The following is a 12,582-nucleotide window of genomic DNA, read 5'->3' as shown; positions in this document are numbered from 1 at the left end:
TGTGCCGCGCCACCGCGGCCCGCCCGCCCGTCCACGCCTTCCGCCCACAGGAGAGAGACCTTCCACCCATGTCCTGGCTGTCCCGATTCAGCCTCGCGCAACGAGCTCTGATCGGCCTGATCTCGATCATCGCGCTGGTCTTCGGCGCGATCGCGATACCCCAGCTCAAGCAGCAGCTGCTGCCCTCCATCGAACTGCCCATGGTGTCCGTGATCGCCCCCTACCAGGGCGCGTCCCCGGACGTGGTCGAGAAGCAGGTCGTCGAGCCGATCGAGGACAGCCTCGAAGCCGTCGACGGCATCACCGGCGTCACCTCCACCGCCGCCGAAGGCAACGCCGTCATCATGGCGTCCTTCGACTACGGCCCCGGCACCCAGCAGCTCGTCGCCGACGTCCAGCAGGCCGTCAACCGGGCCCGCGTCCAGCTGCCCGACTCCGTCGACCCGCAGGTGATCGCCGGCTCCACCGACGACATCCCGACCGTCGTCCTCGCCGTCACCTCCGGCAAGGACCAGCAGGCCCTGGCCGACCAGCTCGACCGGACCCTGGTGCCCGCCCTCAAGGAGATCGACGGCGTCGGCCAGGTCACCGTCGACGGTGTGCGCGACCTCCAGGTCGCCGTCACGCCCGACGACGGCAAGCTCGCCGAGGCCGGGCTCACCCCGGCGGACCTCTCCAAGGCCCTCCAGGCCGGCGGCGCCACCCTGCCCGCCGGCTCCTTCGACGAGGACGGCGCCAACCACACCGTGCAGGTCGGCGGCGGCTTCACCTCGCTCGACCAGATCAAGGACCTGCGGGTCAAGGGCCAGGGCAAGGGCAAGCCCGTACGCCTCGCCGACGCGGCCGCCGTCGCCCAGGAGCAGGCCCCGGCCGACTCCCTCACCCGCACCGACGGCAAGCCCTCGCTGGCCGTCGCCGTGACGATGGACCGTGACGGCAGCGCCGTCGCCATCTCCGACGCCGTCGCGGACAAGCTGCCGAAGCTGCGCGCGGACCTCGGCTCGGACGCCACGCTCACCGTGGTCAGCGACCAGGGCCCGGCGGTGAAGAAGTCCATCGACGGACTGACCACCGAGGGCGCGCTCGGTCTGCTCTTCGCGGTCCTGGTCATCCTGGTCTTCCTCGCGTCGATCCGCTCGACGCTGGTGACCGCGGTGTCCATCCCGCTGTCGGTCGTCCTCGCCCTGATCGTGCTGTGGACGCGGGACCTCTCGCTCAACATGCTGACGCTCGGCGCGCTGACCATCGCGATCGGCCGGGTAGTCGACGACTCGATCGTGGTCCTGGAGAACATCAAGCGGCACCTCGGCTACGGCGAGGAGCGCGAGGACGCCATCCTCAAGGCGGTCCGCGAGGTCGCCGGCGCGGTGACCTCCTCGACGCTCACCACGGTGGCCGTCTTCCTGCCGATCGGCCTGGTCGGCGGCATGGTGGGCGAGCTGTTCGGCTCGTTCAGCCTGACGGTGACGGCGGCCCTGCTGGCGTCGCTGCTGGTGTCCCTCACGGTCGTGCCCGTGCTGTCGTACTGGTTCCTGCGCGCCCCGAAGGGCACGCCCGAGGACGCCGACGAGGCGCGCCGCGCCGCCGAGGAGAAGGAGGCGCGCAGCCGGCTCCAGCGGATCTACGTGCCCGTCCTGCGCTTCGCCACCCGCCGCAGGCTGACCAGTGTGCTGATCGCCGTCGCCGTCCTGTTCGGCACGTTCGGCATGGCGCCGCTGCTGAAGACGAACTTCTTCGACCAGGGCGAGCAGGAGGTCCTCACCGTCAAGCAGGAGCTCGAGCCCGGCACCAGCCTCGCCGCGACCGACGCGCAGGCCAAGAAGGTCGAGAAGCTCCTCGCCGGCACCGACGGCGTCAAGGACTACCAGGTCACCGTCGGCTCGTCCGGCTTCATGGCCGCCTTCGGCGGCGGCACCGACACCAACCAGGCGTCGTACCAGGTGATGCTGGAGGGCTCCGCGTCCTACGACGACGTGCAGAGCCGTATCGAGGCCGGCCTGAAGAAGCTCGACGGCATCGGCACGACCACCATCTCCGCCGGTGACGGCTTCGGCGCCCAGGACCTGAGCGTCGTCGTCAAGGCGGCCGACGGGGAGGTGCTGCGCTCGGCGGCCGAGCAGGTCCGCAAGGCCGTGGCAGGCCTGGACGACGTCACCGACGTCACCAGCGACCTGTCCCAGAGCGTGCCCCGCGTCTCGGTGCGGGCCAACGAGAAGGCGGCCGCGGCCGGCTTCGACGACCAGAGCCTCGGCCTGGCCGTGGCCCAGGCGGTCCGCGGCACCACCGCGGCCCAGGCGACCCTCGACGACACCGAGCGGGACGTCGTCATCAAGTCGGCCGAGCCGGCGACGACCCTGAAGGAGCTGCGGGCGCTGCGCCTCGGCCCGGTGAAGCTCGGGGACATCGCGGAGGTGAAGCTGGTGGACGGACCGGTGTCGATGACCCGGATCGACGGCCGGCGCGCCGCCACCATCACGGCCAAGCCGACCGGTGACAACACCGGCGCGGTCAGCGCCGACCTCCAGTCGAAGATCGACGGGCTGAAGCTCCCGGCGGGCGCGACGGCCGACATCGGCGGTGTCTCCGAGGACCAGGACGAGGCGTTCGCCAACCTGGGCCTGGCGATGCTGGCGGCGATCGCGATCGTCTTCATGCTGCTGGTGGCGACCTTCCGCTCGCTCGCGCAGCCGCTGATCCTGCTCGTCTCCGTGCCGTTCGCGGCGACCGGCGCGATCGGCCTGCTGGTGGCGACCGGCACCCCGATGGGCGTCCCCGCGATGATCGGCATGCTGATGCTGATCGGCATCGTGGTCACCAACGCCATCGTGCTGATCGACCTCATCAACCAGTACCGGGCCCAGGGGTACGGCGTCGTCGAGGCCGTGGTCGAGGGCGGCCGGCACCGGCTGCGCCCGATCCTCATGACGGCGCTGGCGACGATCTTCGCCCTGCTCCCGATGGCGCTCGGCGTCACCGGCGAGGGCGGTTTCATCGCCCAGCCGCTGGCCGTGGTCGTGATCGGCGGTCTGATCACCTCCACCCTGCTCACCCTGCTCCTCGTCCCGACGCTCTACGCGATGCTCGAACTGCGCAAGGAGCGCCGGGCGAAGAAGCGGGCGGCCAAGCGGGCCCGGAAGGCCGGCCTGCCCGAGCAGCCGGCGCCGGACGCCTCCTCCGAGGAGACACAGCCCGCGTCCGTGTGACGCGTGACCGTGTGACCCGCGACGGCCGGGTCCCGAACCTGAACAACCGGTTCGGGACCCGGCCGTCGTCGTTTCACCGTTACGTATGCTGGGGCCTCGAACTGGCTCACGGGGGAAGGGCTCGGGTGTGCCGCTGCGCAAGGACGACCCGAAGTCGGTCGGTGGCTACCGGCTGCTGGACCGGCTCGGCGCGGGCGGCATGGGTGCCGTCTACCGGGGCAGATCGCGGTCCGGCCGCGAGGTCGCCGTGAAGGTGGTGCACGCCCAGTACGCCGAGGACCCCGTCTTCCGGACCCGTTTCCGCCAGGAGATCGCCGCCGTCCGCAAGGTGAGCGGTGTCTTCACCGCCCCCGTCCTGGACGCCGACCCGGACGCCGAACGCCCCTGGATGGCGACCCAGTACGTGCCGGGCCCCTCGCTCGCCGCCCGGGTCCGCGACGAGGGACCGCTGAACCGGACGGAGCTCCGACGGCTGGCGCTCGGCCTGGTCGAGGCGTTGCGGGACATCCACCGCGCCGGGGTCGTCCACCGCGACCTCAAGCCCGCCAACGTGCTCATGGCCGACGACGGCCCCCGGGTCATCGACTTCGGCATCTCGCGCGCGGCCGAGAACCACAACACCCTCACCGAGACCGGCCAGATGATCGGCACCCCGCCGTTCATGTCCCCGGAGCAGCTGACCGACGCCCGCTCGGTGGGCCCGGCCTCCGACGTCTTCTCCCTGGGCGCCCTGATCGTCTTCGCCGCCACCGCGCGCGGCCCGTTCGACGCGGACAGCCCCTATCTGACGGCGTATCGGGTGGTGCACGACGCCCCGGTCCTGGACGGTGTGGCGGAGCCTCTGCGCCCGATCCTGGAACGCTGCCTGGCCAAGGACCCAGGGGAGCGGCCCGAACCGGGCACCCTGGCGGCCGAGTTCATGGCCGCGCTGCCGGAGACGGGCGACGACGACGGCGGCACGGTCCGGCTGCGCGCCGGCGAGCTGGCCCTGGTGCGGACCCGCCCCGCGGGGACCGCCGATGCCGATTCCCTCTCTCATGAGGAGCCGCCCGTCCGCCGAAGGGGCCGCGCCCGCAGGCTGTGGGCCGTGGCCGGGACCGCCGTCGTGCTCGCGCTCGGGCTGACGGCCTACCTCCTCGCCGGCCCAGGGGACGAGGACCGACCGAAGGGCACCGACGTCGCCGCGCCCTCCCGCTGGGCCGCCCTGCCGGCCGGCTGGCGGCCCTGGCAGACGACGACGGAGGCGACGGCCGCGAGCGGGGTGAAGCGGGCTTCCGACGTGGCCGGGGTGGGCCACTTCGACGCCCCGCGGTGCATGGCGGACGGAACGGCCGTGTTCTGCGCGGGCGACGGGACGCTGCCCGTGCGGATCGACGCGCTCACCGGGAAGGCCGTCTGGCGCGCCGACGGAGTGCCGTCCGCCCTGGGCAAGGGCCTGTTCAGCTTCTCGGTGCTCGGGGTCGTGGACGGCACGGTGGTGGTCGAGCAGCTGTACCGCCCCAGCAGGGAGGGAGAGCAGCGGTTCTCGGTCAGCGCCCTGGACGCGCGCACCGGGAAGCGGCTCTGGCACCGCGCGGTGAACGCCGGGCAGGCCCGTCCCCATATGTCCGGCGACCTCGTCGTCGCCCCGGACGACGGCGGCGGCCGGACGCTGGTCGCCCGCTCGGCACGCACCGGCGCCGAACGCTGGACGGCCGCCCTGCCGGAAGGCCAGTACTGCGACTGGGCGCCCACCCGGCCCGGCCTGCCCATGATGTGCGGGCCGGGCGCGGCGGCCGCGAAGAACCGGCTGCTCCTGAGCCTGGACGAGGCCGACGGCACCGCGCACACCGCCAAGGTGCCCTACGAGTCGGTTGCCCTCGGGATGTTCGAGGGACGTGTCCTCCTGCTCGACCGCGCCGACGACCTGCAAAGGGACGCGTATGCGCGGATCCGGCTGGTCGACACGGGCACGGGCCGCGCCACCACGACGCGGCTCGCCCATGAACTCGAAGGAGAGGTGACCCTCGCGGGCGGCGTCCTCTGGTGCGTCTCGACCTCCGGCCGTCTCACCGCCGTGTCGGCCCGGACCGGCGAGCGGCTGTGGACCACCCGGACCAGCATGGAGCGCTCCTGGGGCATCACCCACGACCCGCGCGCCCGCACGGTCTTCCTCTCCACCGCCAGCGGCCGGGTCGCCGCCCTAGACGCCAGGAAGGGCACCCTGCTCTGGGAGACGATGCCGCGTGCCCAGCGGGCGGAGAGCCTGGGCCAGGAGTCGTCACAGGTGCTGCTGAGCGGCGGCGCCCTCGTCGTCACCACGTCCGAGGGCGGTCTGTTCACGCTGGACCCCGCCCACCCCGACCGGGAGCCCGTGTCGGGGTGAGGGCGGGGCGGGCGGCTACGGCAGCGCCAGCATCCGCTCCAGCGCCAGCTTCGCGAACGCCTCGGTCTCCTTGTCGACCTCGATGCGGTTGACCAGGGTGCCCTCGGCCAGCGACTCCAGCGTCCACACCAGGTGGGGCAGGTCGATGCGGTTCATCGTCGAGCAGAAGCAGACCGTCTTGTCGAGGAAGACGATCTCCTTGCCCTCGGGCGCGAAACGGTTCGCCAGCCGGCGGACCAGGTTCAGCTCCGTGCCGATGGCCCACTTGGAGCCGGCCGGGGCGGCCTCCAGCGCCTTGATGATGTACTCGGTCGACCCGACGTAGTCCGCCGCGGCCACGACCTCGTGCTTGCACTCGGGGTGGACCAGGACGTTGACGCCCGGGATGCGCTCGCGCACGTCGTTGACGGAGTCCAGGCTGAAGCGGCCGTGCACCGAGCAGTGCCCGCGCCACAGGATCATCTTCGCCGCGCGCAGCTCGTCGGCGGTCAGCCCGCCGTTCGGCTTGTGCGGGTTGTAGACGACGCAGTCCTCCAGGGACATGCCCATGTCGCGGACCGCGGTGTTGCGCCCGAGGTGCTGGTCGGGCAGGAAGAGCACCTTCTCGCCCTGCTCGAAGGCCCAGTCCAGGGCGCGCTTGGCGTTGGACGAGGTGCAGATCGTGCCGCCGTGCTTGCCCGTGAACGCCTTGATGTCCGCGGACGAGTTCATGTACGAGACGGGTACGACCTGCTCGGCTATGCCGGCCTCGGTCAGCACGTCCCAGCACTCGGCGACCTGCTCGGCCGTCGCCATGTCGGCCATCGAGCAGCCGGCGGCGAGGTCGGGGAGGACGACCTTCTGGTCGTCGGAGGTCAGGATGTCCGCGGACTCCGCCATGAAGTGCACACCGCAGAACACGATGTACTCGGCCTCCGGGCGCGCGGCGGCGTCGCGGGCCAGCTTGAAGGAGTCACCGGTCACATCCGCGAACTGGATGACCTCGTCGCGCTGGTAGTGGTGGCCGAGCACGAAGACCTTGTCACCGAGCTTCTCCTTGGCCGCGCGGGCCCGCTCGACCAGGTCCGGGTCGGACGGCGAGGGAAGGTCACCGGGACACTCGACGCCGCGCTCGCTCCTCGGGTCGGCCTCGCGGCCGAGAAGCAACAGGGCGAGGGGCGTCGGCTGTACGTCGAGCTCCTGGGTCTGGGCGGTGGTCACGACACGCACCCTTTCTGTTCTGCGGCTCGCCGGCGCCGGAAGTCCGGTCCGGCGGGTCAAGCGGGACACCTTCTCCGACTTCTCGTCGGATTGACGCTATCTATCATAACCGGTTCACGTCAGTTTGACGATGCCGGTCGTGTCGATGTGACGGGAATCCCGGAACGACCCGCCCGCGGCCCCTCAACAGGGCGCTGTCCGCGCCGCCGGGCATGTGCGAGCATGAAGAGGGCGAGCAAGAGAAGCGGAAAAGCACGCTCGGCCCGGAATGAATCCGCGGCCTTGCCGGTTGCACTCGTCGGCAAGCAGTCTCCGTACAACCCGGGAGAGATGTAGATGTCCGTATCGGACGAGACCAGCACCGCCACCGACGGCATCATTCTGAGCGACGCCGCCGCGGCCAAGGTCAAGGCCCTGCTGGACCAGGAAGGCCGTGACGACCTGGCTCTGCGTGTCGCCGTTCAGCCGGGTGGCTGCTCGGGCCTGCGCTACCAGCTCTTCTTCGACGAGCGTTCGCTCGACGGCGACGTCGTGAAGGACTTCGGCGGAGTCAAGGTCGTCACCGACCGCATGAGCGCCCCGTACCTGGGTGGCGCCTCCATCGACTTCGTCGACACCATCGAGAAGCAGGGCTTCACGATCGACAACCCCAACGCGACGGGCTCCTGCGCCTGCGGCGACTCGTTCAGCTAGCCGGACCGGCCCGGACCGGCCGATCCGCGTGGAAAGGCGGCGACCCCCTCCGACGGGGCCGCCGCCTTCCTGTGTCCGGGAGTCCCTACCGGGCCCCGGACGTCTGCGGTGTCGCGGGCAGCCGCGCGCCCGGCTTCTCCAGCGGCACGCTCTGCCCGTCCGTGCCCACGACCTTCCGGTCGCCGAGCGGCTCGTCCAGCTGGACGGTCCGGTGGAACACCTTGGCGATGAGGATGCAGACCTTCTCCGGCCGCGTGGTCTCCGTCACCCGGACCGTCACGGTGCCGCCGCTCTCGCTCGCCGTCACGTCGTAGTCGGCGCACACCCCGCCGGTGAACGTCACGGTCAGCTCCCTGCCCTCGGCCGAGTAGCCCTCCACCGTCACGTTGCGGGTGACCGGCGACGCGGACGGGTCGTCCTTCGGGGCGGACGGACGCGGGCTCGGCCCGTCCGTCGCCTCACCGGACGACGAGGCCAGATACTCCGGATCGACCGCCGGATGCGTCACCGTGAAGCTGTCCCGCGCGTCGGGCGCCCGTACCTCGAACAGCCAGGACGGCACCAGGGCCTGCCGGCCGTCCACCGCGTGCGCGGCCAGCCCGAACACCGCCTTCTCGACCGTGACCGTGTCCTTCGACGGGGATTCCGGCGCCGCCTCGCAGGGCACCGCGGTGCCCTCCTTCAGCGGTACGGGGTCGGCGCAGCCCCCGATGCCCGTACGGCCGTCGGCGGCCGGTGTCCTGTTCATGAGCCCGAGCGTCTTCTCCGCGCTCAGCACCGGGTAGGTGTCGCTCTTCTCGGGCGACGCGAGCAGACCGCTGCCGCCGACCACCTCGCCCTGGGCGTTCACGGTGACCCCGGTGGTCCAGCCGTACGTGGGCAGCCCGTCCACCACCGGTTCGGCGTGCACCGTCCGCTGGGCGCCCATGACCTGGCTCGCGTCCAGCTTCGCCTCGTCCTGTCCGGCCGCCTCCAGCACCGGCTCCGCCGCCTTCTTCGCGACGTCCTCGGCGGGCGGGTCCCCGGCGCGGGCCGACGGCGTCTTGGAGCACTCGGCGACACCCCGGCAGTCGTCGGTGCCGGCGGCGAACCGCTGGAACGTCCAGGCGCCCGGCGCCTTCTTGTCCACCTGGAGCGTGGGCCCCGAGCCGTCCTTCACGCCGATGTGCCAGGTCTCGCCGCGGGACACAGGGGTGCCGTCCACGCCGAGCGCCTCGGCCAGCCGCGCCACGTCGTCCGCGCCGACCTGGCCCGCGGCCCGGTACACCGGCGCCGACCCCGGCCCGTCCGGCAGCTCGCCGCCCGCCCGGTACGTCACGCCGTACGGGTTCGGCTCCCCGGGCGCGATGCCGGGCGAACCGCCGCCGTCGGTGGCCCCGTCCAGGTTCAGCGGCGGGGGAGTGGAGCCGCCGGCCCCGGCCGCCGCGGACCCGTCCGACCCACCCGAGGCGTTCGCGGCGAGATAGGCACCGCCCCCACCGAGGAGCAGCACGGCGGCGGCTGCGGCGGCAATGGCGGCGGAAGACCGTCGTCGGCCCCCGGCCCCCTGGCCGTGCCGACCGTCGACGTCCGGCACATCGGCAGGGGCGCCCCCAGCATCCGGCACCCGGGCACCGGCCTCCACGGCTTCCGGCACCTCGGCACCGGCCTCGGCAGCTACGGCCTCCGGCGTCTCGGCCTCGGCATCAGCCTCTACGGCCTCCGGCGCCCGGTCCTCGTCACCAGTGCCGTCGGCGTCCGTCACATCGGCCTCGGCCTCGGCCTCCGCAGCCTGCGTGCCCTCGGCGTCCTCTCCCCGGCTGCCGTCCGAAGCACCGGCACCGGCGTCCTCGGCGTCCGACGCCTGACCCTCACCGGCACCCCCGGCGCCCACGCCCCCCGGAGCCTCCACGTCGGCCGACCCCCCGGCGCCGGGCGCCCCCGCGTCCCTCCGGTCGCCGCCGGAGGCAGCCGCGTCCTCACGGTCACCGCCGGAGGCAACCGGGTCGTCGTTCTCGGGTCGCTCGGTGTTCACCGCATCGCTCCTTTGGCTGCGCACATGTCCCAGAACCCTGACCCGGCCCTGTCAAAACCGGATCCGTCGGGTCGTATCCCGCATCCCCTTTACGGGGGACGCCGATGGGACGCAGCGGGGGAGCGCACGGTTCCCCATGAGGCGCCCGGGTGGGCGCCGGTCGCTCAGTCGCCGTAGTCGGACATCGCGTCCAGCAGCCGTGCCGACCTCGGCGGCACCGACACCCCGTGGATGAGTGCGGGAGAGACCGGGTGGGAAAGGACCCGGTCGGGGACGGCCCAGTGAGGTGCCATCCGCGCGCAGTCGCCGAGCAGCGATGCCAGCCCGGCCTCCTGGTCGGCCGGAGCGGGGGCGCGGACCTCGAATTTCGTCATGGCGGCACCGTAAGCACCCCGGGGCCCGAGAAGAAAGATCTACTATCGGGTAGTTTCGGCCACTTCAGCGAGCCGGTCACGGAAGGTAGCGTGGACTGTCAACCCAACCTCCCCCCAGGAGACTCCCCGCCGTGCGCATCGCAGTCACCGGCTCCATCGCCACCGACCACCTCATGACCTTCCCCGGTCGCTTCGCCGACCAGTTCGTCGCGGACCAGCTGCACACGGTCTCGCTCTCCTTCCTGGTCGACAACCTGGACGTGCGCCGCGGCGGTGTGGGCGCGAACATCGCCTTCGGCATGGGCCAGCTGGGCACGAAGCCGATCCTGGTCGGCGCCGCCGGCTCCGACTTCGACGAGTACCGGGCCTGGCTGGACCGGCACGGCGTCGACACCGGCTCGGTCCGTATCTCCGAGACCCTGCACACCGCCCGCTTCGTCTGCACCACGGACGCCGACCACAACCAGATCGGCTCCTTCTACACGGGCGCGATGAGCGAGGCCCGTCTGATCGAGCTGAAGACCGTCGCGGACCGTGTGGGCGGCCTCGACCTGGTCCTGATCGGCGCCGACGACCCCGAGGGCATGCTCCGCCACACCGAGGAGTGCCGCTCCCGGCAGATCCCGTTCGCCGCCGACTTCTCCCAGCAGATCGCGCGGATGGACGGCGAGGAGATCCGGATACTGCTGGACGGCGCGACCTACCTCTTCTCCAACGAGTACGAGAAGGGCCTCATCGAGTCGAAGACCGGCTGGAGCGACGCCGAGATCCTGTCCCGGGTCGGTCACCGCGTGACCACGCTCGGCTCGCGCGGTGTGCGCATCGAGCGGCAGGGCGAGGACCCGATCGAGGTCGGCTGCCCCGAGGAGGAGCGCAAGGCCGACCCCACCGGCGTCGGCGACGCCTTCCGGGCCGGCTTCCTGTCCGGTCTGGCCTGGGGCGTCTCCCTGGAGCGCGCCGCCCAGATCGGCTGCATGCTGGCGACCCTCGTCATCGAGACCGTCGGCACCCAGGAGTACCAGCTGCGCCGCGCCCACTTCATGGAGCGCTTCGCCAAGGCGTACGGCCATGACGCGAGCGAAGAGGTGCGGGCCCACCTGGCCTGAGCCCGGACCTCTCCGGACCGGCTAGCCGAGCCGGCGGACCAGGTAGGCCGTCCCCTGTTCCGCCGGTTCCTCGCCCACGTACTCCTGGCCCCGCATCTCGCACCACGCCGGGATGTCCAGCCGGGCCGCCTCGTCGTCGGACAGGACCCGCACCAGCCCGCCCACCGGTACCTGCCCGATGACCTTGGCGAGCTCGATGACGGGGATCGGGCACCGCTTGCCCAGTGAGTCCACGACCAGCACGTCGTCCCCTTCCTCCCGGGCCACCGGCCCCGAGGCCGGGGCGTCCAGCTTCTCCCGGACGCCCGCCACCGCCCCCGGCAGCACCTGAAGGAACCGCTCGACCTCCTCGGCGTCCGTGCCCGGCGGCAGCGACACCCGGATGTTCCCCTCGCTCAGCACCCCCATCGCCCTCAGCACATGGCTGGGCGTCAGAGTGCTGCTCGTACAGGACGAACCGGACGACACGGAGAACCCGGCACGGTCCAGCTCGTGCAGCAGTGTCTCCCCGTCGACATAGAGACAGGAGAAGGTGACGATCCCGGGCAGCCGCCGCACCGGATCGCCGACCACCTCCACGTCCGGCACCAGCCGCGGCACCCGCGCCCGGATCCGCTCCGTCAGCTCCCGCAGCCGTACCGCCTCTTGGGCCGCCTCCGCCCGTACGGCCCGCAGCGAGGCGGCGGCCGCGACGATCGCCGGGATGTTCTCGAACCCGGGAGCGCGGCCCGACTCCCGTTCGTCCACCGGACCTTGCGCGGCGAAGCGCACGCCCTTGCGGACCACGAGCAGCCCCACGCCCGACGGCCCGCCCCACTTGTGGGCGCTGCCGGTCAGCACCGACCAGTCGCCCTCCACCCGCCCCCACCCGAGCGACTGCGCCGCGTCCACCAGCAACGGCACCCCGGCCTCCCGGCACACCGCGGCCACCTCCGCCACCGGCTGCTCGGTGCCCACCTCGTGGTTGGCCGACTGCAGACACGCCAGCGCGGTGTCCGGACGCAGCGCCTCCCGGTAGGCGTCCGCCGTCACCGCCCCGGCGCGGTCCACCGCCACCTGACTGACCGAACCCCCCGCCGCTTCGTGCGCGTCAGCCGCATGGAGCACACAGGAGTGTTCGACGGCCGACACGATCAGGTGACGTCCGATCCGCCGCCGTCCGCCCAACACCCCGGCGACACCGGTGTGGACGGCCCGCGTCCCGGACGTCGTGAACGTCAGCTCGTCGGGCCGGCACCCCACCGCCTCGGCGGCCGCCTCCCGGGCGGCGTCCAGCAGCAACCGGGCCCGCCTGCCCTCCCGGTGGAGCCGTGCGGGGTCGGCCCACCCCTCGTCCAGCGAGGCCTGCAGGGCCTGCCGGGCGACGGAGTGGAGAGGAACACTGGAAGCAGCGTCGAAGTAGCCCACACGGCAACGCTAGAGCGTCCGTTCGGCGGCCCGCCTCCCAGGGGCGCGCAGGCCGTGCGACCGGCCCCGGACGGCCCGCCGCCGCCAATCCAGCGAACCCCCCGTTCCACTAGGCACCCCTCCCCGCGAACCCCCGGAGGGCGTCGGCTAGGGTTTGGTCCGCATAAACATCCAAACCCCTGCCCGACGCAGGGCGGCGACCGACCAGCGAGAAGGCCAG

8 protein-coding genes are annotated in these 12,582 nt (G+C 72.3%); 4 read left to right on the top strand and 4 right to left on the bottom strand.

Annotated features, from left to right (window positions below; translation table 11 throughout):
• The first annotated feature begins 68 nt into the window (after window positions 1-68).
• Window positions 69-3,203 (top strand): efflux RND transporter permease subunit, encoded by a 3,135-nt coding sequence (locus tag DC008_RS09200; protein WP_108706536.1) that lies wholly within the window; start codon window positions 69-71, stop codon window positions 3,201-3,203.
• Window positions 3,204-3,330: 127 nt separating this feature from the next.
• Window positions 3,331-5,568: a protein kinase domain-containing protein gene (locus DC008_RS09195; RefSeq protein ID WP_108706535.1), complete on the top strand. Its 2,238-nt coding sequence runs from the start codon at window positions 3,331-3,333 to the stop codon at window positions 5,566-5,568.
• A gap of 15 nt (window positions 5,569-5,583) precedes the next feature.
• Here DC008_RS09195 and nadA read toward each other — a convergent pair whose 3' ends face one another.
• Window positions 5,584-6,768 (bottom strand): quinolinate synthase NadA, encoded by a 1,185-nt coding sequence (gene nadA / locus DC008_RS09190; protein ID WP_108706534.1) that lies wholly within the window; start codon window positions 6,766-6,768, stop codon window positions 5,584-5,586.
• 336 nt (window positions 6,769-7,104) lie between these two features.
• Between nadA and DC008_RS09180 the strand changes: the two genes are divergently transcribed.
• Entirely contained in the window at window positions 7,105-7,461 is a 357-nt protein-coding gene (locus DC008_RS09180) for an iron-sulfur cluster assembly accessory protein (RefSeq protein WP_030951236.1), read from the top strand.
• Window positions 7,462-7,546: 85 nt separating this feature from the next.
• Here DC008_RS09180 and DC008_RS09175 read toward each other — a convergent pair whose 3' ends face one another.
• Together DC008_RS09175 and DC008_RS09170 are read right to left on the bottom strand one after the other, a co-directional pair.
• Window positions 7,547-9,475, bottom strand: a complete 1,929-nt coding sequence (locus DC008_RS09175; RefSeq protein ID WP_341867279.1) for a hypothetical protein — start codon at window positions 9,473-9,475, stop codon at window positions 7,547-7,549.
• A gap of 164 nt (window positions 9,476-9,639) precedes the next feature.
• Window positions 9,640-9,849, bottom strand: a complete 210-nt coding sequence (locus DC008_RS09170; protein WP_055624508.1) for a hypothetical protein — start codon at window positions 9,847-9,849, stop codon at window positions 9,640-9,642.
• Between the two features lie 131 nt (window positions 9,850-9,980).
• Between DC008_RS09170 and DC008_RS09165 the strand changes: the two genes are divergently transcribed.
• Entirely contained in the window at window positions 9,981-10,955 is a 975-nt protein-coding gene (locus tag DC008_RS09165) for a carbohydrate kinase family protein (protein WP_055624509.1), read from the top strand.
• Between the two features lie 21 nt (window positions 10,956-10,976).
• Here the strand turns inward: DC008_RS09165 and DC008_RS09160 are convergent, their stop codons facing one another.
• On the bottom strand, window positions 10,977-12,362 hold the full coding sequence (locus tag DC008_RS09160) for a cysteine desulfurase/sulfurtransferase TusA family protein (RefSeq protein WP_108706532.1): 1,386 nt from the start codon (window positions 12,360-12,362) through the stop codon (window positions 10,977-10,979).
• Window positions 12,363-12,582: the final 220 nt, after the last annotated feature.

The sequence above is a fragment of the Streptomyces nigra genome (genome assembly GCF_003074055.1).
Taxonomy (GTDB): Bacteria; Actinomycetota; Actinomycetes; order Streptomycetales; family Streptomycetaceae; genus Streptomyces; species Streptomyces nigra.
Note: the sequence above shows the minus strand (reverse complement) of the source record. Positions and strands in the feature narration are given on the sequence as shown.

Coding starts and splice junctions, on each gene's coding strand:
- DC008_RS09200 (WP_108706536.1), top strand. CDS start 69: ATGTCCTGGCTGTCCCGATTCAGCCTCGCGCAACGAGCTCTGATCGGC.
- DC008_RS09180 (WP_030951236.1), top strand. CDS start 7,105: ATGTCCGTATCGGACGAGACCAGCACCGCCACCGACGGCATCATTCTG.
- DC008_RS09170 (WP_055624508.1), bottom strand. CDS start 9,849: ATGACGAAATTCGAGGTCCGCGCCCCCGCTCCGGCCGACCAGGAGGCC.